24 protein-coding genes and 1 tRNA gene are annotated in these 21,621 nt (G+C 67.3%); 14 read left to right on the top strand and 11 right to left on the bottom strand.

The window, feature by feature from the left end; translation table 11 throughout:
- Positions 1–63 precede the first annotated feature (63 nt).
- The 3 genes from ACIBK9_RS01120 (at position 64) to ACIBK9_RS01110 (ending at position 1,912) form a co-directional block, all read left to right on the top strand.
- A complete protein-coding gene (locus ACIBK9_RS01120; protein WP_397154222.1) occupies positions 64–732 on the top strand; it encodes a FadR/GntR family transcriptional regulator in 669 nt (222 codons plus the stop codon).
- Positions 733–941: 209 nt separating this feature from the next.
- Positions 942–1,403, top strand: coding sequence for an NUDIX hydrolase (locus tag ACIBK9_RS01115; protein ID WP_397154220.1), 462 nt, complete (start codon positions 942–944; stop codon positions 1,401–1,403).
- 29 nt (positions 1,404–1,432) lie between these two features.
- A complete protein-coding gene (locus tag ACIBK9_RS01110) occupies positions 1,433–1,912 on the top strand; it encodes a GNAT family N-acetyltransferase (protein ID WP_397154219.1) in 480 nt (159 codons plus the stop codon).
- Positions 1,913–1,959: 47 nt separating this feature from the next.
- Here ACIBK9_RS01110 and ACIBK9_RS01105 read toward each other — a convergent pair whose 3' ends face one another.
- On the bottom strand, positions 1,960–2,610 hold the full coding sequence (locus tag ACIBK9_RS01105; RefSeq protein ID WP_397154217.1) for a histidine phosphatase family protein: 651 nt from the start codon (positions 2,608–2,610) through the stop codon (positions 1,960–1,962).
- Between the two features lie 140 nt (positions 2,611–2,750).
- On the opposite strand from ACIBK9_RS01105, the gene pyrH reads away from it, so the two are divergent.
- The 4 genes from pyrH to ACIBK9_RS01085 all read left to right on the top strand — a co-directional run bounded on the left by pyrH (position 2,751) and on the right by ACIBK9_RS01085 (position 4,618).
- Positions 2,751–3,464 carry a UMP kinase gene (pyrH, locus tag ACIBK9_RS01100; protein ID WP_358289523.1) on the top strand — a complete coding sequence of 238 codons (714 nt, stop codon included), beginning with the start codon at positions 2,751–2,753 and terminating at the stop codon, positions 3,462–3,464.
- Positions 3,465–3,549: 85 nt separating this feature from the next.
- Complete coding sequence (locus ACIBK9_RS01095) at positions 3,550–4,089, top strand: SMI1/KNR4 family protein (RefSeq protein WP_397154215.1); 540 nt, start codon at positions 3,550–3,552, stop codon at positions 4,087–4,089.
- A gap of 71 nt (positions 4,090–4,160) precedes the next feature.
- Complete coding sequence (locus ACIBK9_RS01090) at positions 4,161–4,367, top strand: hypothetical protein (RefSeq protein ID WP_397154213.1); 207 nt, start codon at positions 4,161–4,163, stop codon at positions 4,365–4,367.
- On the top strand, positions 4,364–4,618 hold the full coding sequence (locus tag ACIBK9_RS01085; RefSeq protein ID WP_352323926.1) for a hypothetical protein: 255 nt from the start codon (positions 4,364–4,366) through the stop codon (positions 4,616–4,618). The genes ACIBK9_RS01090 and ACIBK9_RS01085 overlap by 4 nt, the downstream gene beginning before the upstream one ends.
- Positions 4,619–4,966: 348 nt before the next feature.
- Here the strand turns inward: ACIBK9_RS01085 and ACIBK9_RS01080 are convergent, their stop codons facing one another.
- Positions 4,967–5,350, bottom strand: coding sequence for a DUF5655 domain-containing protein (locus tag ACIBK9_RS01080; RefSeq protein WP_397154211.1), 384 nt, complete (start codon positions 5,348–5,350; stop codon positions 4,967–4,969).
- A 106-nt stretch (positions 5,351–5,456) separates the two neighbouring features.
- Positions 5,457–5,612: a hypothetical protein gene (locus ACIBK9_RS01075; RefSeq protein ID WP_397154209.1), complete on the bottom strand. Its 156-nt coding sequence runs from the start codon at positions 5,610–5,612 to the stop codon at positions 5,457–5,459.
- A gap of 537 nt (positions 5,613–6,149) precedes the next feature.
- Here ACIBK9_RS01075 and ACIBK9_RS01070 point away from each other — a divergent pair.
- Together ACIBK9_RS01070 and ACIBK9_RS01065 are read left to right on the top strand one after the other, a co-directional pair.
- Positions 6,150–6,329: a hypothetical protein gene (locus tag ACIBK9_RS01070; protein WP_397154207.1), complete on the top strand. Its 180-nt coding sequence runs from the start codon at positions 6,150–6,152 to the stop codon at positions 6,327–6,329.
- A gap of 546 nt (positions 6,330–6,875) precedes the next feature.
- Entirely contained in the window at positions 6,876–8,183 is a 1,308-nt protein-coding gene (locus tag ACIBK9_RS01065) for an MFS transporter (RefSeq protein ID WP_397154205.1), read from the top strand.
- 694 nt (positions 8,184–8,877) lie between these two features.
- Here the strand turns inward: ACIBK9_RS01065 and ACIBK9_RS01060 are convergent.
- Both ACIBK9_RS01060 and ACIBK9_RS01055 read right to left on the bottom strand, forming a co-directional pair.
- On the bottom strand, positions 8,878–9,858 hold the full coding sequence (locus tag ACIBK9_RS01060) for a CU044_5270 family protein (protein WP_397154203.1): 981 nt from the start codon (positions 9,856–9,858) through the stop codon (positions 8,878–8,880).
- Positions 9,851–10,441 carry an RNA polymerase sigma factor gene (locus ACIBK9_RS01055; RefSeq protein WP_387651495.1) on the bottom strand — a complete coding sequence of 197 codons (591 nt, stop codon included), beginning with the start codon at positions 10,439–10,441 and terminating at the stop codon, positions 9,851–9,853. Before ACIBK9_RS01055 ends, ACIBK9_RS01060 begins: the two co-directional genes overlap by 8 nt.
- A gap of 794 nt (positions 10,442–11,235) precedes the next feature.
- On the opposite strand from ACIBK9_RS01055, the gene ACIBK9_RS01050 reads away from it, so the two are divergent.
- Positions 11,236–11,862, top strand: coding sequence for a DUF6518 family protein (locus ACIBK9_RS01050; protein ID WP_397154201.1), 627 nt, complete (start codon positions 11,236–11,238; stop codon positions 11,860–11,862).
- Positions 11,863–12,504: 642 nt separating this feature from the next.
- On the opposite strand, the gene ACIBK9_RS01045 is transcribed toward ACIBK9_RS01050, so the two are convergent.
- The 4 genes from ACIBK9_RS01045 to ACIBK9_RS01030 all read right to left on the bottom strand — a co-directional run bounded on the left by ACIBK9_RS01045 (position 12,505) and on the right by ACIBK9_RS01030 (position 14,667).
- Complete coding sequence (locus tag ACIBK9_RS01045) at positions 12,505–12,954, bottom strand: hypothetical protein (RefSeq protein ID WP_397154199.1); 450 nt, start codon at positions 12,952–12,954, stop codon at positions 12,505–12,507.
- A 75-nt stretch (positions 12,955–13,029) separates the two neighbouring features.
- Positions 13,030–13,308: a hypothetical protein gene (locus ACIBK9_RS01040; protein ID WP_397154197.1), complete on the bottom strand. Its 279-nt coding sequence runs from the start codon at positions 13,306–13,308 to the stop codon at positions 13,030–13,032.
- An 83-nt stretch (positions 13,309–13,391) separates the two neighbouring features.
- Entirely contained in the window at positions 13,392–13,817 is a 426-nt protein-coding gene (locus ACIBK9_RS01035) for a hypothetical protein (protein WP_397154195.1), read from the bottom strand.
- Positions 13,818–14,593: 776 nt separating this feature from the next.
- Positions 14,594–14,667 (bottom strand) — tRNA-Gly (locus tag ACIBK9_RS01030).
- A 99-nt stretch (positions 14,668–14,766) separates the two neighbouring features.
- Between ACIBK9_RS01030 and dcd the strand changes: the two genes are divergently transcribed.
- From dcd to ACIBK9_RS01015, 3 genes are all read left to right on the top strand, one after another.
- Positions 14,767–15,342 (top strand): dCTP deaminase, encoded by a 576-nt coding sequence (dcd, locus tag ACIBK9_RS01025; protein WP_358289490.1) that lies wholly within the window; start codon positions 14,767–14,769, stop codon positions 15,340–15,342.
- Positions 15,343–15,578: 236 nt separating this feature from the next.
- On the top strand, positions 15,579–16,196 hold the full coding sequence (locus tag ACIBK9_RS01020; protein ID WP_106243913.1) for a DUF47 domain-containing protein: 618 nt from the start codon (positions 15,579–15,581) through the stop codon (positions 16,194–16,196).
- Between the two features lie 5 nt (positions 16,197–16,201).
- Positions 16,202–17,206, top strand: a complete 1,005-nt coding sequence (locus tag ACIBK9_RS01015) for an inorganic phosphate transporter (protein ID WP_358289487.1) — start codon at positions 16,202–16,204, stop codon at positions 17,204–17,206.
- Between the two features lie 46 nt (positions 17,207–17,252).
- Here ACIBK9_RS01015 and mshD read toward each other — a convergent pair whose 3' ends face one another.
- On the bottom strand, positions 17,253–18,161 hold the full coding sequence (gene mshD, locus ACIBK9_RS01010; protein ID WP_397154193.1) for a mycothiol synthase: 909 nt from the start codon (positions 18,159–18,161) through the stop codon (positions 17,253–17,255).
- Between the two features lie 107 nt (positions 18,162–18,268).
- Between mshD and ACIBK9_RS01005 the strand changes: the two genes are divergently transcribed.
- Complete coding sequence (locus ACIBK9_RS01005) at positions 18,269–20,077, top strand: bifunctional metallophosphatase/5'-nucleotidase (RefSeq protein ID WP_397154191.1); 1,809 nt, start codon at positions 18,269–18,271, stop codon at positions 20,075–20,077.
- 101 nt (positions 20,078–20,178) lie between these two features.
- Here the strand turns inward: ACIBK9_RS01005 and ACIBK9_RS01000 are convergent, their stop codons facing one another.
- Positions 20,179–21,519: a sensor histidine kinase gene (locus tag ACIBK9_RS01000; RefSeq protein ID WP_397154189.1), complete on the bottom strand. Its 1,341-nt coding sequence runs from the start codon at positions 21,517–21,519 to the stop codon at positions 20,179–20,181.
- Positions 21,520–21,621 lie beyond the last annotated feature (102 nt).

Below are 21,621 nucleotides of genomic sequence, written 5' to 3'. Positions count from 1 at the left end.
CTTAACCCGAGGGCGACAGTGGCATAGAATTATCAGACATCAGATGATTAGAGAAGAGGACAAATGCGGCACGTGGGCCGGACCTCCCTCGTCGACTCCGCCATCCGGGAGCTCCGCCAGGAGATCACCAGCGGCGTCTGGCCGGTCGGGGCCAAGATCCCTACGGAGAGCCGGCTGGCCGAGGCGCTGGGCGTGAGCAGGCTGTCGGTGCGCGAGGCCGTACGCGTGCTCGTCCACGCCGGGCTGCTCACCACGCGTCAGGGCGACGGCACGTACGTCACCGCGACCGACGAGAGCGAGGTGGCGTTCAAGCGCCGCCTCGACCGCGCGGCCACCATGGACATCATCGACGTACGACGCGGCCTGGACCTCGTGGCGGCCCGCCTGGCCGCCGAACGCCGCAAGCCGGCCGACCTCGACGACCTGAGGAAGGCCCTGGCCCGGCGCACCGCCGCCCACCAGGCCGCCGACCTCGACGCGTTCGCCGACGCCGACGTGGAGTTCCACCTGTCCATCGCCGCGGCCTCGCACAACCCCGTGCTGCTGGACCTGTACCGCGGCATGAGCGAGGCGGTGCGCGAGACGGTCCGCCGCGACCACTGCATGGAACGCGCCGTGCTCGGCTCCGACTCCACCCACGAGGACCTGTACGAGGCGATCGAGTCCGGCGACGCGGCCGGCGCGGCGACGATCGCGCTCACCATCCTCAACGACCAGGAACGCGACCTCTGACGCCCTCTGTGCTTCCCGTCCATGAGCGGAACCGGGTGTACGTGGCGGACTGCGGCGTGATCTACCTCCTTACGAGGAGGGCTACGATGCGCCCGGTGTGCCGGAGGACTCCATCGGGCTCGTCCAAGTGGAGGCGGCAGGGGTGGTCTGCCTGCATATCGCCGCTGGTGATCGAGGCCCGTGCGACGCCGGATCGTATGATCCGTCTCATGCCGATCCCCCGAGCGGTCGCCGTGGTCGTCGACGGCGCCCGGGTCCTGGTCATCAAGCGGTACTTCCGGCGCGGCCCCGGCGTCGCCTGCGGCATCTGCACCGCCAAGGGCCGGCAGGGGCAGCCGTGTCCCGGGCACCACTACGCGCTTCTCCCGGGAGGCCACGTGGAGGACGGCGAGTCGCCGGAGAGCGCCGCGGTCCGCGAGCTCCACGAGGAGACGACTCTCATCGCGACGATCGACCGGTTGCTCTTCACCGGCTCGCACGGCGGCCGGCCCGCCTCCTACTTCCTCATGCGGGACGTGATCGGCGTCCCGTCGCTCTCCGGTGACGAAGCCGTGGACCACGGGCCGGACAACACCTTCGAGCTCGTCTGGGCGAGCGCCGCCGAGTTCGGGCAGCTCGACCTCTACCCCGCCGACGTGCATGAGCCACTCACCCAACTGCTCCACAGCTGACCCCGCGTCCGGAACCCTAGGGTGCTCCCATGAACAAGTCCCTACGATTGGCGCCCATCACCCCTGCCAACGTCGAGATGGCCCTCGCGGTGAATGTCCGTCCCGACCAGGAGCGGTTCGTCTCGCCGGTGGCGAAGTCCCTCGCGGAGGCCTACGTGCAGCCGCAGGTGGCCTGGCCGCGCCTCATCCTGGACGGTGACCGTCCCGTCGGGTTCCTCATGGCCTTTCTCGACATCGACTGGAACGGCAAGGGCGTCGACTTCCGGTCGGGCCTGTGGCGGCTCAACGTGGCGGCGGAGGCGCAGGGGCAGGGCGTCGGACGATTCGCCGTCAGCGCTGTGGCCGCCGAGGTCAGGCGTCGCGGCGGCGCGCAGATGTACGTCACGTGGGAGCCGGGGGAAGGCGGCCCCGAGGACTTCTACCGGAAACTCGGCTTCCAGCTCACGGGCGAGGAGAGCGGCGGCGAGAAGGTCGGCGTACTGGACCTGGCCGTACCGGACATGAACTGACAGAGCCCCGGCGGCGCGCCGCCCGGCCTCAGCCTCCGGCACGGCGATCACCCCGGAGCCGTGGCGCCTCCCCCAGGGGCTGGGGTGTCGTTGGAGCGCACGAGCGTCCACCTGGGTGGCGGCCACTGTGTCGGCTCCTCGTCGGTGACCCATTCCGTCACCGAGGCCGGGGACACCTTGAGGTCGAAGGACCGGTAGACCGGCAGCAGCCCGAGGGCGTTGAAGGAGATCTCGACCGTCTCGGCGTGGCCGACCACGACGACGGTCTCGCCGCGGTGGCGGTGGGCGAGGTCGGTGATGGTGCGGCTGGTGCGGGTCACCATCTCGGCCCAGGTCTCGTTGCCCTGCTGCCACGGACGGTAGATGCCGCCGCCTTCGACGTCGAGGCGCCGGAACTCCGCGTGGGTGAGCCCGTCCGCCTCTGGCGGTGTGTGCCACGTGCAGAGCCCGCAGTCCTGTGACGAGGGCAGGCCGGCGGCCGTCGCGATCGCGGCGGCCGTCTGCACGGCGCGCGGCAGGGGCGAGGAGTAGATCGCCGTCGTGTCGTCGCCGATTTCCGTGATGATCTGCCGCCCGAGCTGTGCTGCTTGCTGTTGTCCGGTGTCGGTGAGGCCGCGGCATCCCTTCGGGCCGCCTATCACGCCGTCCTGCTTGTGCAGGGAGTCCCCGTGGCGTACGAAGAACATCCGGGTTCGCATGCTGTGGATCATGCCCAACGGGGCGGCCGTCGAGGCGCCTGCAGCCGGGATGCTTCTGGCGAGGGTGCGCCTCGTATCCTTGATCAGGTCGCCGAGGGCGCGGCCGTGAAGGGAACGGGATGAGTCGTTACTCACGGGTCGTGGTGAAGCTGAGCGGCGAGGCACTCGCGGGCGACGCCGGTTGGGGAACCGATCCGGCCAGCCTCGCTCAGCTGGCGGATGAGATCCTCTCCGTCAGCACGTTGGGCGTCGAGGTCGCGGTGGTCATCGGCGGCGGCAACTACTTCCGCGGCCGGATGGCCGACGGCTGGGGGATAGGCCGCGCCGAAGCCGACAACATCGGCATGCTCGGCACGGTGATGAACGCGCTGATGTTGCGTGGAGTGCTCACCGCGCGTTCGCAGACCGATGTGCGGGTGATGACGGCTGTGCCGATGCAGAGTGTCGCCGAGCCCTTCATCCGGCTGCGCGCCGACCGGCACCTTCGCCGCGGGCTGATCGTCCTGCTCGCCGGTGGCATCGGCCAGCCGTACGTCACGACGGACTATCCGGCTGTCCAGCGGGCTCTGGAGCTCGAAGCCGACGCGCTGCTGGTCGCCAAACGCGGCGTCGACGGGGTCTACGACAGCGACCCGAACGTGAACCCGGACGCCAAGCGGTACACCAACCTCACCTATCGAGAAGCCCTGGCGGCCGGGGTGAGGGTGATGGACGAGAGCGCCTTCGTGCTCGCCAATGAGCAAGGGCTGCTCATGCACGTGTTCGACGTGGCGGCGACGGGCGTGATGAAGGCGATCTGCCAAGGGGAAGACGTGGGAACGAGGATCACCCGGGATCCGGATTCCTCCAGGTAGCCATCTCGGGCGGGCATGAACGAGCAGGTGGCGGCTGAGATCGCAGAAGAGTGATCTGTCGTGGGCAGCTGACAGGATCACCGTCGTGACGGACAACGATGATCTCCTTCGGCGTGTGTCGGCGAAGGCGAGCGCGACCACGGAGCACCTGCCTCCTCCCGCGACGGCGGAGGAGGTGGCCCAGGCCGAACGCGTCCTGGGATTTCGACTCCCTCCGGTGCTCACTCGCCTCTACCGCGAGGTGGCCAACGGCGGCTTCGGCCCCGACTACCAGCTCCTCCCGCTCGCGGGAGAAGGACGTACCGTCGTGCGCGAATACCGCGAGGTCCGGGAGACCTCAGGGCCCGGCACGGACGCGCACTGGCCGGCGGACGTGCTGCCCATCCTGGACTGGGGGTGCGGCATGTACGCCGCCGTGGACTGCCGCAGCCCCGAGGCCGCCGTACTGCTCTTCGAACCGAACGGGATCGGCGACGACTGGCACCACGCCTGGTATGTCGACTCGGAGCGCCTGACCGATTGGCTGGAGACCTGGCTCTCGGAAACGGGCTGGTACGAAGAAGACGCCGACGAAGACGGCGAAATGCGGACATGGGAGTCGGCTGAGCGGCGGCTGGCCGACTGAGGCGCCCTTCCCGAAACCGGGATGCAACAGCGAGAGGGCTCTGGCCTGGAGACTAAAGCGGTTGCGCAGCGGTGAACCGGCGGCACATCATCTGGAACGTGGCCGCCCTGCCTGACCCCCTGCCCGTGTTCTTCGACTGCGGCTGTCCGGACATCTACTACTGCCCGCGAGTCGGCGAGGTCGAGTGCCCCCGGCACGGCGGCTTCGCTGCTTGCTGCGACGCGCTTGAGCAGCACATCCCGGTTCGTGCCGCCATCAGCCATCAGGAGGCTCAGTGACAGAGGAAAGGGAAGTCCCCGTCGGCCAGGCCCTGAACGGCCTCGACGTCTACCCGCTTCCCGAAGGATGGACCGCTCTGGGCGCGATAGTCCTCGTGAAGTGCCTCGACGAGGAAGGCCATTCCTCATGGGCCTTCCGAACCACGGACGGGCTGAGCGACGAGGAACTCCTCGGCGCCCTGACCGTCCGAACCGACCTCCTCCGCCGCAAACTGTACGAGGCCTACACGGGTGACGAGGACGACGAATAAGACCAGACGCTTTGTCGGCGACGACTGAAACGCCACAGGGACGGAAACGTGGAGCGGGTGACGGGAATCCAACCCGCACCGGCAGCTTGGCAACCGCATTGATGACGGCCGGGACAAGGAGGCGCTGTGGGTTCGGTACATACGCCAGACGCGTCCGCGACCTTCCTCACAGGAGACGCTTGTGCGCGCTGAGGTGCGCAGTCGGCTGCTACCACCCGATCGGCTTCAATGCGACCTACTCGTACCTTGCCACGGCAGGAAACCTCCGACGTGATGAGCCGGCTCTGATCCGAGCGCACGACGGTGAGCTGACGACCAGGGACCTCACAGCTCGTGTCGGGGCTGGCCTTATCGTGAAGCGCCCAGGTGTTCGCCCTGACCCACTCCGTACGCCTCGCGGAGCCAGCCGGCGAATTCCTCATCAAGCTCAGCGAGATCAGAGACTCGGAAGGAATGAACGTACAGCCGCTTCGTGTACGGAGCCACGCTGGTGATGCGAGCGTCGTCGCTGATCGTGCGCTGGATGTCGAAATAGCCTCGGAGCCCTCGCGCGTCCGGCTTTGCTCCGGCGAAACCACGACGTGTTCCCTTGACGGTGATCATGCTCTTGGACACCGCGTACGTGAAGGGGCCGCACGCCTCGACCAACCTGACGAATTCGCGGTACAGGGCCACCGATGTGTCGGGTTTGCCGTCAAGGTGATCGTCGATCGTCCAGGTCTCATGGTTCATGGAGCGAGAAAGTAGCAGGCGGTGGCGACGGTTTTCGGGCTGCGAACCCGTACGGACTCCCCTGCCTGACGCTCCTACGTGCAAGAGCGCGTTGCGCGAAGTCTCGTCACGAGCCGTGCTTGTCGGAGGACAAGGCCAGGCAGGCGGCGCCGGCCGAGTTCAGGACGTTGACCCACCCAGGATGGTCGAGGTAGGCGCTGTCCGGAGCGGTAGGGCCGAGGTGATCGAGTACCTGCAAGAGGGCGCCGACCACCGTCTGCACGAGGTCGGCTTCTCGTTGGTCAATGAAGAGATGGGGGATCAGTGCTCGTGCGGGATGGTGAGCCGAGTAAGTTCGGTGTCGCTGTGGCTGCCTATGGGGCCTGTCGGAGGAGACGGGACCTGACCAGTGACGACCGCTCTGCCAACGGGTACGCATCGGGCACGGCTACTGCTCCGCCCGAACTCGGCGGTGACGGCTGCAAGGCCCTCCGTCATTGGTTGCCGTGAGGCAGAGTTGGCCGTCCTCAGTTGGCTCGCCGCAAGCCACCGTTCCATCGTGCGTCGGACAGAACCCCCTGATGTCGGGGGCTCCTCGGCAGGGGCGTCCCTTGGCCGTCGGGACTGGGCACGTCCCTCGGAGCGCCGCCATCACCTCGTGACCAGGTATCCGTACGGTGCTGGATGACACGTAGCCTCTGCTGAAGAGCCTGACCCCGTCTCTACGACGTGTCTTAGTCTTGACTGAGACTAATCCGATCCCATCTGACACCACAGCCGTCTCGGGCCGGTGCCAGCGCAGCCAAACGGCAATGGCTCCATGCTCGACCTCCGCCCGAAGCTTGACGAGGGACCACTGCTTGTTCGCCCGGTCGATCTCGATCACGATGTCCCCGCCCAACGGGCGCCGAAGAACTACGTCAAGGAAACCTTGCCGCTCGGGATTGTCGGGGTGCGTGGCGGCGGCGGGCACTTCCAACTCGGCGTCCCAGCCTCGTGATAAGCCCCACGACACCACGTGGCGCGTCAACTGACTTGTAACATGCGACGCCGGCCAGTCCTCGAAGTACAGATCCCTCAAGTGGCATGTAAGGGCAGCTGCCGCCCAAGCCGCGTTGCCGACTGGCCATCGGGGATGCATTTGCGACCTTCTGTAGGCACTCAAGTCAAGCATGTTCATTTGACCATGTTGCGGCCTAAGTCGCACCCCGCCCACCTGGGTAACCCGTCTGCCGTCGACCCGCCCGAGGGGGAAGCGGGCCAGGTCGATCGCCCTGGTGGCTCCCATGAAGTTCTGCGAGGCAACGTGGCACGTCGCTGATCTGACTGACCGCCGAACTCTTTTCACGAGCTCCGCTTCGGGCGCGCAAGAGCGCATGGCCCGCCCGCGATATTCGGTAGACAGCGTCATGCCTGATGAGTATCTTCTCCGGGTCTCGCCTCGGGTCGCGCCTGTTCGAAGGCTGAACCGCAGCGGCAGCCCTGCCTCACCCGGAGACGGCGCCGCAGGCCCGGAGTCACACCCCCGACCCAAGGAAGATGACCCGTGACCGACATCGTCCCGCTGCGCAGGAACGTGCGTTTCCAATTGCTGTGGATCGGCAGCGCGGTGTCTGAATTGGGGTCAGAGCTCACCAGACTGGCCATGCCGCTGCTGGTGCTCGCGCTCACCGGTTCCCCGGGATTGGCGGGCGTCGTTGCCGGAGTCCGCACCGTAGCCTTCCTTCTGGTTCAGATACCCGCCGGCGTCTGGGTGGATCGGTGGGACCGTCGCCGTACGCTGATATCCGCCCAGGGTCTTCAGGCTGTCGTCTCAGCGGTATTGGCAGCACTGGTCCTCACCGACCAGGTGCAGGTATGGCATTTCGTCACGCTGGCGGTACTCGACGCGCTGTGCGCCGCGTTCATCGAGCCGGTCCTGGGCACGGCCGTTCGCGGGATCGTCCCCACGAGCCAACTTCACAGCGCCTACGCTCAAGAGGAGTCCCGCACCCATGCCGCCGGGCTGGCCGGTCCTCCGCTTGGTGGCCTGCTCTACGGCCTGGGGCGTGCGGTGCCCTTCGTCGTCGACACCATCACCTTCCTTGCCGCCACGATCTTCTACGCTCTGGCGAAGGTGCCGCGCCGCCCGGCGAACGAGTCGCGGACCTCCACACGAGAGGACGGCGAGGAGCAGCCCCCGATCCGGGGTGGCATGCGCCGGGAGGCGGTTGAGGCCATCACTTGGCTGTGGCGCCGGCGGGGCCTGAGGGAGGTCACTGCGGCGGTGATGGTCCTCAACCTGCTGGGCGGGGCGTTCCTGATCCCGCTGATCGTGCTTGTCGGCGAGCGCGGTGGCAGTGCGCTCACCACCGGCACAGTCCTGGCCGGCCTTGGCATCGGCGGACTGGCCGGGGCGCTGCTGTCGGGACGCATCGGAAAGCTCCTCCCGCCCGGCAAACTGCTGTTGGTCGTCCTGACGGTCTTCGGCGCCGCGCTGGCGGCCACGGCGCTGCCATGGGGAGCGTGGTGGCCAATGGTTCCCTTGGTGTTCATCACCCTGTCCACACCCTCGCTGAACGTGGTGTTGAACGTCGTGATCGCACGGATGGTGCCCGAAGAGATGCTCGGCCGGATGGGCGCGATCCTGAGCATGGGCAGCATGGCGCTCAAACCCTTCGGCCCGGTCCTCGGCGGAGCACTGGCCGCGGCACTGGGCGGCGCGGCGGCGCTCGTCATCCTGGGCGGTCTAATCGGCATGACCGCCGCCATAGCCGCGCTCAGCCGAGAGTTGCGCGGCTTCACCGGGGAAGTCACCCCAGCCGGACACGACGCCGTAGGGCCGGGCGCACATGCTGGGCAGGTGCCTGAATAGGCGCTGAAGACGCTCGAATGCCGGCCTCGTCATTCCCTGTCCAGAGAACGATCCCGCCGGGGAGCAACTGCCCTGCCGCATCGCGATGTCGTGGACCAGAACCCCAAGGAAGATCAAAGCCCAGGCGCCGACTCGATCGGCCTACCTGGGCTTCCTCATGGGGCGGGTGACGGGAATCGAACGCGCGCTGTCAGCATGGGAAGAACGCTGACCTGGGCGGATGCCGGTCCAATCCCCGTGACTCCCCGGTGATCGCCGACGGTACGGGCACGCAACGGGCACGCACCTTCTGATCCGTAGGTTCCCGAACGATATCCAAGGCCATTCGGGATCGTTCGCCCCGCTGTTCAGGTTCGTTCGGCTCGGTTCATGATCGTCCGCCCCGGTGGCTCTCTACGTGGCTCCCGCAACAAGCGGATGAAGGTGGAGCGGAACTCTGGCTGTGCGATGCTTCGTGGCCTGCGGTGGAACACACATGCGATCGGACCGAGCCGCTTCATGCTCTCAAATCCTGTACGCCAGTAGCTTTGATCATCAGCCTGGGAGCCCGCGACGACGCTGGTCACGACGCCATTACGCCAAGCCCGGCGCCTCTGTGCATGCCGTCCACCGTCCTGGCTCATGCGGCCGCGCACGACGAACAGGCCCCGATCCGGCCCTCATCCCTGCGTGCTTCCCACCCACGGGCGAGCGCTCAGCCCCGCTGACCGGGACGTTCCACGATCATCGACGTCAGCAAGGCCGTGCTCCACACCGCTCCCTTGCGGGTGGCGGGCTCGCTGCTGCCAGGCATGAACGCATCGCGCAGCCAGACCGTCCGAGTTCCCAGGTAGCGATAGGTGGCCGGATCCAGGATCTCGTACTGGCGGAAGGGCCGCGCATCGCCGGGGCGCTCCAGCCAGACGCCCAGCCCACTGCGATTGGCGGCGTCGCTCACGCCCTGCTCGATCCGGACGCCGGGAATGAGCGCCAGAGCGCGGAACATGGCCGCCTCCAGCCGTGGTGGCATCGTGCCGTACCTGCTCAGGTAGAGCATGATCACGCGATAAGCGCGGGCGTCGGCGGGTTCGACGCTCTTGGGCACCCCCTCCTCGCGGGCTCCCTCGATCCAGTGACGATCACCTGTGATCTCGACCAGCAGCTTCCTCGGGTCAGTGGGCAGCTTGCGCAGCTTGGCGTCGTACTGCTGCGGCGACAGGTCGTCATCGCCGGGATCCAGCGGGTCGTGTTCCTTACCGACGGTGAGCTGGCCGTCCTCGCCGAAGGAGGCGGCCTGCCTGCCGTCATAGCGCAGCCATTCTTCCTGGGTCTTGGTCGTCTCTGAGTTCGGCTGCTTGTCCAGAGTCTTGGTGTAGTGCCACTGCGTCGGCAGCGGCACCTGGGCGCTCCTACGCCTGCTCGCCACATCGGCGGCGCGGACCAGCACCACGCTGGAGTCGAGCCGAACGACTGAGGGGGTAGCCGCCGGCCCCTGAGCAGGCGGTTGCGGCCATAGGGTGGCCACGGCGACCGAGGCGGCGGCCCCCAGCGCCCCGATCGCAAGCAGCCGGCGCCCCACTGATCGCCTGCGACCCCGTATCCGCTTCAGCAGCCGCCGGCGCTCCGAGATGATCCACTCATGGCCGGGCTCGGGGACCTTGGCGCGCCACTCGTGCAACGATCGCAGGTCATCCATCGAAAGACTCCTCTCGGGTCATCGCGGGGTCGGATCCGCCGAGTGCCTGGCGTGTCCTCGTCCTGGCTCGGTTCAGGCGGGATCTGACAGTGCCGATCGGGATATCCAGTGCACGGGCCACGTCCTGATATGACATGTCGGCCCAGGCCACGAGTAACAGCACCTCCCGATCACCGGGTGACAGCTTTGCCAGCGCAGCCGCCAGACCGGCCTGCTGTGCGGCGACCCGGTCATCGACACGCTCGGCGTAGGGCTCGACGATCTCGTCGATGCCGCTGCGGACCAGCGCCCGGTAGAACCGAACCTCCACACGTCTGTGTCGGCTGATGAGCCGAGCGGTGATGCCGTACAGCCAAGGCCGTGCGTCAGGATGGCTCATGTCATAGCGGCCACGGCGCCGAAAAGCGGTCAGAAAGGCGTCGGAGACGATGTCGTCGGCAAGAGAGGGGCCCAGCCGCCGGGCAACGTAACGCCGTAGTGCGGGCGCGTGCCTGTCGAACAGGTCGGCGAAGGACTCCGGGTCGTGCTCCGACCGCCGTATCAGCTCGGCGTCGACAGCCCTGTCGGATTCGTCATCGGTCACATGGTGCTCCAATCCCTGAGCGGTGGTTCAGCAGCTTTCGCCCGAGGGGGCGGCACGAGTTCGTGTCAGGGGATGTGATCTGCGTCACGCAGCGATCAGATCGCGACGCGACCCGCGACATCTGATCGGAAGGTTCCCAAAGGATGTCCAGAGCCGTTCAGGCCAGTTCGCCCCGCAGGTCGTGACCGAGTCGCCTGTTCAGATCAATCCAACTCGGTCCGGAGCCGTACGGCCCGTTGGCTCCCAAAATCGGAGTGCCGACGATTTACAGGGCGTCACTCGTCCTGCTGTCCAACAATCTCTGACCTGCGGTGCAGACCCTCGCGTACACATGGAGACCTACGCCGAGCAGTCCGACGACGGGCACGTCTTCGTCGGCCCCGAGGGGGCCAAGCTCAGCGGCTTTCACTTCCAAGACCTTCGTCACACCGGGAACACCCTCGGAACCGAACCCGAGCTGTCAGCTTGGGAATGGGCTACTGATCTTGCCGTCCTGAGCTGGGGAAATGGGGAGGCAGGTCAAGGCTGGTCGAGTGGCCGGGAGTCCCTGCGACTCACCGTTGATCACCGTCCGTTCTGGCATGCATCTGGCATGCAGTGATCGCGACCACTTCCCCAATGGCGCGATCAACAGCACCGCTAAGGGGTGGTTGCCTGTGAGTACATCGTGCTGGTTTGTCAGTGAGGGATCTTGCGGTGACGACGTGATCATCAACTAGGCACAGCATGTATGGCTTGCATATAGAGTTGCGACCCGCCGGTGTCCAGCGAGGGAAGACAGGGGGATCTTCCTGATGAGCAGCCGCTTCGGGCCGATCGCAAAGCTCAGCGTCTGGTGCGCATCCGCACTGCTGGCAGGCCTGGGATTCGGTGTTGTCACCAATCTTGCCCAGGGCTGGCTTCCAGGCGCCTGGAACCAGGTCGCCAACTCCGGTGCTGTCTGGTGTGTCCCGGCGTTCGTCGCCGGCGCCCTGCTTGCCGGTTGGGCGTCAGCGCGGTCAGCCGCCGTCGCCGGCCTGTGTGCCTCGATCGGCCTGGTCGTTGGGTACTACGGGTACGCGGAGTTCGGCCGGGACGGCATGGGCAGCCTCACCTATCCGCTGGTGTGGCTTGTGATGGCGGTCATCAGCGGCCCGTTGTTCGGCGTGGCGGGGCTGTGGTGGCGGAACGGACGCACCATCCGTAACCGTGTCATCGGGCTCGCCGCGCTGGGAGGTGTCTTCGGGATGGAAGGCATCCTCTATGCCTTCGTCCTGCATTACGCCCCGCAGGCATGGGTCTGTCTGGCCGTCCTGGTCCTTGCACCGCTGGTGATGGCACGTCGGCAGAGAGAGCGGATGCCGACTTTGCTGACGGCCCTGGCCCTCGCGCCACTGGCGTACTTGGTCGTCGGATTCCCACTTCAGTACGTGACGACATGAGGTGGATCGCAGACCGCAGGCACAGTGGGGCCCGTCTCCTGGCCGATCACGCGCTTCACTTGGCTAGGGGTTCTGAGAGGGATCCGTCAACGGCTGTCCGGCAGGATCGACACATGACCGTGGAGAACCGCAGGCGTTGGAACCACAACATCCATTACCCCCCGCATCCTGCGCGCGATCCCTGATGGTCCTCAGCGCGCCCTCGACGTAGGTTGCGGCGAGGGCATGCTCGCCCGCGCACTGAGACGGACCGTGCCGAGCGTTGTCCGCCGAGATGTTGCCTGGTTCCCAGTATCGCCGTCGCCTTCTGTTGCGCTACAGCATCATCTGGCGCAAGCCGCAGGACTGAGCAAGTTCGGCTGACAGCTCTAGAAATGATCAAGGTCCGGGTCGGGATTCACTCCGTGACCTGGGGCATGTGGAGCGGGTGACGGGGACCGAACCCGCGCTGTCAGCTTGGGAACCATCTACTGATCTTGCTGTGCTGAGAAAACGGGGGTGCAGGCCAGAGTGGGTCGAGCAGCCGTGAGTTTCCGTGAGTGACCGCGGCTCCCTGTCTGTGACGTGACCCTGTCTGTTCTGGCACGGATCTGGCACGCGATCAAAGTCGTGATCTTTCCTTGTCCCCGAAACCAGGGCCCATCATTCGGTCGGTGGCCTCGGCCAATCCACGGCCGGGCACGCCGCTGCTCCTGATGCGAGGCAGTGGTGGAGCTCGCGAGCGTCGAGCCATGCCTGGTGAGCGGCGTAGATCCTGCGCAGTCCGTCGTGCTCCTCACTTAATGCCAGAAAGTCATCCAGGCATTGCAGCAGCGTCTCGACGGCGCGGGCGTCAGTGTCGGCATCCATGTCGCGCGCGCTCTTCGTGCCTTCCGGCTCGGTCAGACGCAGAACGAGGCTCCACCAGACCAGATTGTCCCCACACCCGACACGGGTCACCAGCCATTCCCGGAAGCCGGTGAGCAGGGTGCCCGCGTTTCCCTGATCACAGCCTGCGACAAACGCAACGACGCTGGTGAAATCCGCCCGAGGCAGAAACATGAGTGGCCGCTTACGGAGCGCGGAGAACAGTTCCCGGTAGCTCCCGATCACCAACCCGCTTCACCGCCTGTGTGTCTGTCTTCCTGCTTGCCGATCCTGCCCTGGCGGGCCTGTGGTGCGATTTGACTACGCCCGCCGACGAATGAAGGCCATTGGAACGCAGGTCAATGTGCTGATGGCCATCAGCGCTAAGCAGGGTAGAGCGTCGATTCGAATGTTCATCTCCGGCTGGTAGGTACTCATGTACCACTCGTCCAACGCAGCCAGGAACCAGGCGGCTACCGGCCACAGGAGATAGTGGGCGTGCCGCTGCGTGCGTCGAAACGCCAAGAACAAGGCGACGAAGATGACTCCACCCAGCGTTAGGGGGATTGTCTGATACAGCATTCCGATCAGGTGGTCCACGTGAAGACCTCAGTACGTAGGGTGTGAAGCTCCGCCACTATAGATTTGTTGCGGCCCGCGCGCACCTTCCCCGCCTGACGCTCCTATGTGCAAGGGCGTTGCGCGGAGTTTCGTCTTGAGCCGTGCTTGTCGGAGGACAAGGCGAGGTAGGCGGCGCCAGCCGAGTTCAGGACGTTGGTCCATTCAGGATGGTCGAGATACGCGTTGTCCGGAGCGGTTGGGCCGAGATCATCGAGTACGTGCAAGAGGGCGTCGACCACCGTCTGCACGAGGTCGGCTTCTCGTTGATCGAAGAAGAGATGGGGGATCAGGGCTCGTGCGCCGTGTTGGTCGATGGAGGTGTCGTCGATGAGCCAGTGCACGGCAGCGGTGAGGTCCGGCCGTCCTTTCCCGGATCGCCCGTGTTGGTCCTGGTAGTCGCGGTCACTCAGGGCTCGTAGTGATTCGAGCACGTCCTTGCGTCGCTCTGGCCACTGCACGGGCTGTTGGCCCGGATGTTCTTCCTCCACGGACGCCAAGCTACTTGGGGGCCTGTAGATGTCGCGTTGCCCAGGCGCTCCACCCATTGCCGTACTTGGGCGTTCTCCTCTTCGAGTCGTTTCTTGCTGCCGAACAGGCCGCCGTTCCTTCGTTCGGCCAGCTGCGGTGTGTCTGGAGGCCCTGCGGGCATCTCCTCAGTAACCCCAGTACTCCCAGCCGGCGGGAGCTGGTGGCCATGACGGATCCGGCTGCCACCCCTGCGGCGGCTTCCATCCGCTGGGTGGAACCGGTCATCCAGGAGGAGAGCTGAACCGGTACTCGGGCGAAGGCCCTCCTCAGATGTACGCGACGGCCATGCACAGGTGAGATGGCCGTGGGCGGCATCCGGGTTGCAGGATGCAAGCATTCGTGCGCGTTTTTCCGATCAGGGTGTAGCTTCCGTGGGTCCTGATCGGGTGCGTCGGAGTCCCGGCTCGGCGACCCTCTGCTTGGCGCGCCTGACTGGTCACTGCGCAGTCAGGCCACCATCGCGGACTAAAAGCATTGATCGACCAGGCATTGCGACGGAGCATGCCGGGCACATCGTCAACCTCTGAGCAAGCTCGTGGAGGAGGCGAAGACGCAGGCCGCGCGGCGGGGAGTTCGAGGGGCGGTAGCCCCTCGCCATCTGGCGAAGCCTCAGGAAGGCAGGCCGAGCGAAGCGAGGCCGGTCAGGGGCGGGCATCGGCAGGCCCACCGGGTAACCATGCAACGGGTGGGTGGCGTCTGCTCGGGGAGCCCTCAAAGAGGTGGAGTGCTGAGGAGTTGGAGCGGGTGACGGGAATCGAACCCGCGCTGTCAGCTTGGGAAGCTGATGTTCTGCCATTGAACTACACCCGCACGAACCGAAGTACGCGTCCCCACTGTAGCGGAAACTTGCCCCCCAACAGCAAACCCAACGCCCCACCTTTTCCGGCCGGGACGGTAAGTTGGCTCACCGTGTTGCTATCTGACCGTGACATCCTTGCTGAGATCGACTCCGGCCGGCTCGCCCTAGACCCCTTCCACCAGGACATGATCCAGCCGTCCAGCATCGACGTACGGCTCGACCGCTACTTCCGTGTCTTCGAGAACCACAAGTACCCCCATATCGACCCCTCCGTGGAGCAGCCGGATCTCACGCGGATGGTCGAGCCGGCCGGTGACGAGCCGTTCATCCTGCATCCGGGGGAGTTCGTGCTGGCCTCCACCTATGAGGTGATCACGCTTCCCGACGACCTGGCCTCGCGGCTGGAGGGGAAGAGCTCGCTCGGACGGCTGGGCCTGCTGACGCACTCCACCGCCGGGTTCATCGATCCCGGGTTCAGCGGGCACGTCACGCTTGAGCTGTCCAACGTGGCGACCTTGCCCATCAAGCTGTGGCCGGGGATGAAGATCGGGCAGTTGTGCGTGTTCCGGCTCAGCTCGCCCGCCGAGCACCCGTACGGATCGGCCAAGTACGAGTCCCGGTATCAGGGGCAGCGGGGCCCGACTCCGTCCCGGTCGTTCAGGAACTTCCACCGGACGAAGATTTGAGTGAACAACAGGTGAACATTTAGGGAACGTCGCGGAAGGATGAGCCCTCCGCGCACCCCACAACAGGCCACGTCACCGGCCGGATTTCCCTGCAAAAAGCGGCCAAACTACTCCGGACGCCGGTGTCGCACAACATACGCAGGGTAGCCAGAAGGCGAAGGAGACATGAAGTTCGCATTTCGCCTGGTAACCCGTACCCTCTTCCACGGACCATCCCCGCACATCTGGAGAACGACGTGCGCCTGCGTCTCACGCCACGTGAGGACAGCTACTACGACCTGTTCGCCGACTCCGCGAACAACCTGGTCACGGCATCCCGTCTGCTGGTCGAGATCATCAGTGACGGATCGGACAGGGAAGCCCTGGCCGAGAAGATGCGCGCCTGCGAGCACGCCGGTGACGAACGCACCCATGCGATCATGAACCGGCTCAACGAGAGCTTCATCACTCCGTTCGACCGTGAGGACATCTACCGCCTCGCCTCCAACCTCGACGATGTGATGGACGCGATGGAGGCCGCCTCCGACCTCATCGTCCTCTACCAGATCGACCATCTCCCCAAAGACGTGGTCCGGCAGGTCGAGGTCCTGGAACGCGCCGCCGAGCTGACCGCCGAGGCGATGCCCCGGCTGCGTTCCATGAAGAACCTCAACGAGTACTGGATCGAGGTCAACCGCCTGGAGAACCAGGGTGACCAGGTCTACCGCAGGCTGCTGGCCAAGCTGTTCAGCGGCGAGTACGACGCGCTCACCGTCATGAAGATGAAGGAGGTCGTCGACGCCCTGGAGGAGGCCGCCGACGCCTTCGAGCACGTGGCCAACACCGTCGAGTCGATCGCGGTCAAGGAAAGCTAGGCCCAGTGGACCTCACGCTCGCCCTCGTCATCGGCGTGGTCGTCATCTCCCTGGCCTTCGACTACACCAACGGGTTCCACGACGCGGCGAACGCCATCGCGACCTCCGTCTCGACCCGGGCGCTCACCCCCAGGGCCGCGCTGTTCATGGCCGCGGCGATGAACTTCATCGGCGCCCACCTGGGCACTCAGGTGGCGCAGACCGTCGGAAAAGGGATCATCGACGCTCCCAACGGTCCGCACGGCCTGGTCGTCGTGGCCGCGGCGCTCATCGGCGCGATCGTCTGGAACCTGATCACCTGGTACTTCGGGCTGCCCTCCTCCTCCAGTCACGCGCTCATCGGCGGCCTGGTGGGCTCCGCGCTGGCCTCGGCCAGCGTGGTGCACTGGGACGGCGTCGTCGAGAAGGTCGTCATCCCGATGATCCTGTCGCCGCTGATCGGGTTCAGCCTTGCCGCGCTGATCATGATCGCAATTTACTGGATCTTCCGCAACAGCCAGCCGGGCAGGACCAACCGCGGCTTCCGCTACGCGCAGACCGTCTCGGCCGCCGCCATGGCGCTCGGGCACGGCCTGCAGGACGCGCAGAAGACGATGGGCGTCATCTTCCTGGCGCTCACGGTCGGCGGGTACGCCAGCCCCGGCGAGGGGATCCCGCAGTGGGTCATCCTGAGCGCCGCCGGTGCGATCTCGCTCGGCACGTACGCCGGCGGGTGGCGCATCATGCGCACGCTCGGCCGGCGGATCATCGCGCTCGACCCGCCCCAGGGGTTCGCCGCCGAGTCGGCCGCGGCCACCGTCCTGTACGGAGCCGCGATCGGGTTCGGCGCGCCGATCTCCACCACCCACACCATCACCACGGCGATCATGGGCGTCGGCGCGACCAAGCGGCTGAGCGCCGTGCGGTGGGGCGTGGCCGGCAACATCGTGACCGCCTGGGTGCTCACCATCCCGGCGGCGGCCCTCGTGGCGGCGCTGGCCTACGGCGTCCTCCACCTGATGGTGGAGTAGGGCCCGACGGTGGAGCAGGGCGTGACGTGGAGTGGGGCGCCGGGGGCTATCCGCCGGCGTACATCACGTCCACGTCCCAGCGGGCGAAGCCCAGGGACTCGTACAGCCTGATCGCGGCCGTGTTGGCCTCGTCCACGTAGAGCATCGCGTGGGCGAGGCCGCGCGAGCGCAGGTGGGTCAGTCCGGCCAGGGTGAGCGCCCGGCCCAGGCCGGTGCCCTGCTGGGAGGGGTCGACGCCCACGACGTAGACCTCGCCGAGCGGCTCGTGGCCGTGCTCGGACGAGCCATGGATCTTGGTCCAGTGGAAGCCGGCGAGCCGGTCGCCGCGGACGGCCAGGAAGAAGCCCTCGGGGTCGAACCAGGGCTCGCGCTCGCGCCGGTGCAGGTCGTCGAGCGTCCAGGCGCCCTGCTCGGGGTGGTGGGCGAAGGCGGCGGCGTTCACCTTGAGCCACGCCTCCTCGTCCTGGCCCGGGACGAACGTGCGCAGCTCCACACCTTCCGGAAGCGTGTAGGGCGGCAGCGGGGCGAACAGCGAGCGGCGCATCTGCCACAGCGAGCGCACCCGGTCGAAGCCGAACGACGCGGCCAGCGCCCCGGCGCCGGCGTGGTCGCCGTGCGCCCACAGCCGCACCCTGCCGCCGGTCAGCTCCAGCACGGCCCGCAGCAGCCGCGTCCCGTGGCCTTGTCGCCGGTAGGCGGGATGGATGACCAGCTCCGCGCTCGACCCCTCGACCTCGTCGGTCGGGTCGACGTGCGCGTAGCCCGCGGGCGCGCCGTCGTCGGCGTGCAGCAGCAATGAGCGGGCACGGGGGTCGCCGCCGTACCGGAGATGGAGCATCACGTGCTCGTTGAGCGGGCGGACCCCGTCCGTCTCGGTCGCCGCCTCGACGATGCGGAGAACCTGGGAGACCTCGTCGTCGTCGAGCCGTTCGCAGATCTTCACATGTGCACCCACATAAGGAACTCTAGGCGTACCAATGGCGAACAATGCCATGGGCTGCCCCGGTCAATCGTTACCTTTGCGACATTCGTTGCATAGGGAGACGTCGTAACGTCCCTCTCATGACGTCACGCACCCTCCTCCGGCTGTGCACGGCCGGCGCCGCCACCGCGGCCGGGATCGCCCTGGCCATGGCGCCCGCGGTCGCCGCGACCAGCGGCTCGGCCGATCGCGGAACCGGCAACGGCGGGCCGACCGTCCCGGTCCGCCTGCTGAGCATCAACGACCTGCACGGCAACCTCGAACCGCCGTCGGGCTCCTCCAGCCGCATCCTCGACCCGGACGGCCCCCTCGTCGACGCCGACGGCTCGCTGACCGGGCTGCCCGGCGGCAAGTACTCGATCGCCGGCGGCGCGTCGTACCTGGCGACGTACGTCAAGCAGGCGCGTACCGAGAACACGCTGCTCGTGGCGGCGGGCGACCTGATCGGCGCGTCCCCGCTCATCTCGGCCGCCTACCACGACGAGCCCACCCTGGAGGTGCTCGGCTCACTCGGCCTCAACGCCACCGCCGCCGGCAACCACGAGTTCGACGAGGGGTACGCCGAGCTGCAGCGCCTCATGAACGGCGGCTGCCACCCGGTGGACGGCTGCTCGCCCGCCGGCCAGTGGAAGGGCACGGACTTCGACTTCCTCGCCGCCAACGTCCTCAAGGAGGGCTCCGGCCAGTACGCCCTGCCGCCGTTCTACGTCAAGAAGATCAACGGCGTGCAGGTGGGCTTCATCGGCCTGGTGACGGCGACCACGCCGACCATCGTCACCGCCGAGGGCATCAAGGGCCTGCAGTTCACCGAGGAGGTCGCCGCGGCGAACCGGGCCTCGGCCTACCTGGCGCGCAGGGGCGTCAAGGCGCAGGTCGTCCTGATGCACGAGGGCGACTCGACCACCCCGAACCAGAGCCCGGACGCGTGCTCGGCGAACACCGCCAACGCCGGCTCGCGCATCGCCAGGGAGCTGAACCCGCAGATCGACCTGGTCATCAGCGGCCACTCGCACCAGGCCTACATCTGCAAGACCAAGGACCCGGCGGGCCAGGACCGCTACTACACGCAGGGCTCGTCGTTCGGCCGCGTGCTGACCCAGATCGACCTGCGGGTCGACAAGCGCACCCAGGACGTGGTCCGCTCCTCGGTCACCGCGGACAACAAGGTCGTCGCCCGTACGGTCACCCCGGACCCGCAGGTCGAGGCGCAGGTCCAGACGTGGCGGACGCGCAGCGCCGAAGTGGCCAACCGCAAGATCGGCTCGATCACCGGCGACATCACCAACGTCGTCACCAACACCTCGGCCGCGACCACCAGGCCGGAGACGCCGCTCGGCGACCTCATCGCCGACTCCCAGCTGGAGGCGGCCAAGCCGGCGGGCGCCGAGATCGCGCTGATGAACCCGGGCGGCATCCGCACCTCGCTGACGTACGCGCAGTCGGGGGCCGAGGGCGACGGCGTCGTCACCTACGGCGAGGCGTTCGCCGTCCAGCCGTTCAGCAACATCGTGCAGGTGCGCACGTACACGGGCGCGCAGCTCAAGGCGCTGCTGGAGCAGCAGGTCTGGACGCCCAACCCGGCGACGGGCGCGATCAGCCACCGGCTGCTCCAGGTGTCGTCGTCGCTGACCTACACCTTCGACACCACCAAGCCGGTGGGGTCGCGCGTGTCGGACGTCAAGCTCAACGGCGCCCCCGTCACGGACACGCAGTCGATCAAGATCGCCGCGAACAACTTCCTGATGGGCGGCGGTGACGGCTTCTCGGTGTTCACGCAGAGCACGGACACGTGGAGCGGACCGGTCGACCTCGACGCGTTCACGGCGTACCTGACCGCGCACTCGCCGATCAGCCCGTCGGCGGCCGACCGCATCACGATGATCAAGTGATCTCAGGGCCGGAGGTCCCGCCGTGCGGGCCCTCCGGCTCTTCCGGACAGAGCGCGACGGCGTGCGTCCGGACGCCAGGACCCGGTGCGGTGAGCCGGACGTCAGGACCGGTGCGGTGAGTCGGCGGGGCGTTCCTGTTCGCGGTACAGCGGCAGGCAGGCCACCAGACGGGCGCCCGGCTCGTGGTCGACGACCTTGAGCGTGCCGCCGTGCGAGGCGCAGATCTCGCGGGACAGCGCCAGGCCGAGCCCGCTGCCGCCCTTCTCCTTCCGGCGGGCGTCCTCCAGCCGGGTGAAGCGTTCGAAGACGCGCTCGCGGTCGGCGGGCGGGATGCCGTCGCCGTCGTCGGTGACCGAGACGTAGACGTGGTCGCCCTCCACCCACACCTTGAGGTCGATCCGGTGCGCGGCGTGCCGGGTGGCGTTGTCCAGCAGGTTCGTCAGCAGCCGGTCGAGCTGGACGGGCGAGCCGAGGACGGGCGCGTGGGCGCACATGTCCACGACGATGGGGATCTTGCCGCCCGCGCGGCGGCGTACCTGCTCCTCGGCCAGGCGGCACATGTCGACGACGCGGCGGTCGGGGATGGCGCCGGCGTCCAGGCGGGCCAGCAGGAGCAGCTCGTCGATGATGCCGGTGAGGCGTTCGGCGGCGGCCAGGGCGCGGGCGCCGGTGGCGGGCCAGTCGGTCTCGTCGGGGTAGGCGTTGGCGACCTCCAGCTGGGTGCGCAGGGCGGAGATGGGGCTGCGCAGCTCGTGGGAGGCGTCGGCGACGAAGCGGCGCTGGGTCTCGGCCGAGCGTTCGAGACGGTCGAGGGTGTGGTTGGTGGTGGCGGCCAGGTCGGTGATCTCGTCACCGGTCTCGGGGACGGGCACGCGCCGGCTCAGGTCGCGGCCGGTGATCTCGGCCAGCTCGGCGCGGATGCGCTCGACCGGGCGCAGCGCGGAGGCGACCACGACCCAGGTGATGCCGGCGACGATCACCAGGGCGATGGGCGTGCCGAGGAACACCACCGCGTTCAGCCAGGACAGCGCCCGGTTGACGTCGCTGAGGGAGGAGGCGCCGTACACCGTGACGAGCCGGCCGTCGGGGGTGCGCACCTTCATCGCCATGATCAGGTACTGGGCCTCCTTCTCGTCCCGGAGGCCGGTGAGCGTGCTCTCGGCGCTGTAGAGGGTCTCCGGCTTGTCCACCCGCATGCCGGACAGCCGCTGGCCGTGGTGCAGGCCGGGGCTGGTGGCCAGCACGCGTCCGTCGGCGTCGATCACCTGCAGGAGCTGCACCCGGGCCGGGGCCTCCAGCGTCGCGGGCAGCTGCCCGGCGCGGGCCTCGCTGGCCACCCTGCGGACGGCCAGCTCCACCCGGGTCTCCACCAGCCCGTGCAGGTTGTCCGGCCCGAGGGTGAGGGCGAGCGTGCCCGTGACAGCCAGGACCACTGCCGCCACCAATGTCGCGAGCGTGGTCAGGCGCCCGCGGATCGAGCGGGGAAAGAGCCTTTTCGCCATCCCCTGAGACCTACCCATGGAGACCCGAACGGGGAAAACCCC

Source organism: Nonomuraea sp. NPDC050227 (genome assembly GCF_044459705.1).
In the GTDB taxonomy this organism is placed as follows: Bacteria; Actinomycetota; Actinomycetes; order Streptosporangiales; family Streptosporangiaceae; genus Nonomuraea.
The sequence above is the reverse complement of the archived record's forward strand: the minus strand, read 5'-3'. Positions and strand labels throughout refer to the sequence as shown.

What these genes read in the sequence shown, in the direction of transcription:
- ACIBK9_RS01070 (WP_397154207.1), top strand. Translation starts at nt 6,150, where the DNA reads ATGCTCGACCTCCGCCCGAAGCTTGACGAGGGACCACTGCTTGTTCGC.
- ACIBK9_RS01115 (WP_397154220.1), top strand. Translation starts at nt 942, where the DNA reads ATGCCGATCCCCCGAGCGGTCGCCGTGGTCGTCGACGGCGCCCGGGTC.
- ACIBK9_RS01110 (WP_397154219.1), top strand. Translation starts at nt 1,433, where the DNA reads ATGAACAAGTCCCTACGATTGGCGCCCATCACCCCTGCCAACGTCGAG.
- ACIBK9_RS01060 (WP_397154203.1), bottom strand. Translation starts at nt 9,858, where the DNA reads ATGGATGACCTGCGATCGTTGCACGAGTGGCGCGCCAAGGTCCCCGAG.
- ACIBK9_RS01105 (WP_397154217.1), bottom strand. Translation starts at nt 2,610, where the DNA reads ATGCGAACCCGGATGTTCTTCGTACGCCACGGGGACTCCCTGCACAAG.
- ACIBK9_RS01005 (WP_397154191.1), top strand. Translation starts at nt 18,269, where the DNA reads ATGACGTCACGCACCCTCCTCCGGCTGTGCACGGCCGGCGCCGCCACC.
- ACIBK9_RS01080 (WP_397154211.1), bottom strand. Translation starts at nt 5,350, where the DNA reads ATGAACCATGAGACCTGGACGATCGACGATCACCTTGACGGCAAACCC.
- ACIBK9_RS01120 (WP_397154222.1), top strand. Translation starts at nt 64, where the DNA reads ATGCGGCACGTGGGCCGGACCTCCCTCGTCGACTCCGCCATCCGGGAG.
- ACIBK9_RS01050 (WP_397154201.1), top strand. Translation starts at nt 11,236, where the DNA reads ATGAGCAGCCGCTTCGGGCCGATCGCAAAGCTCAGCGTCTGGTGCGCA.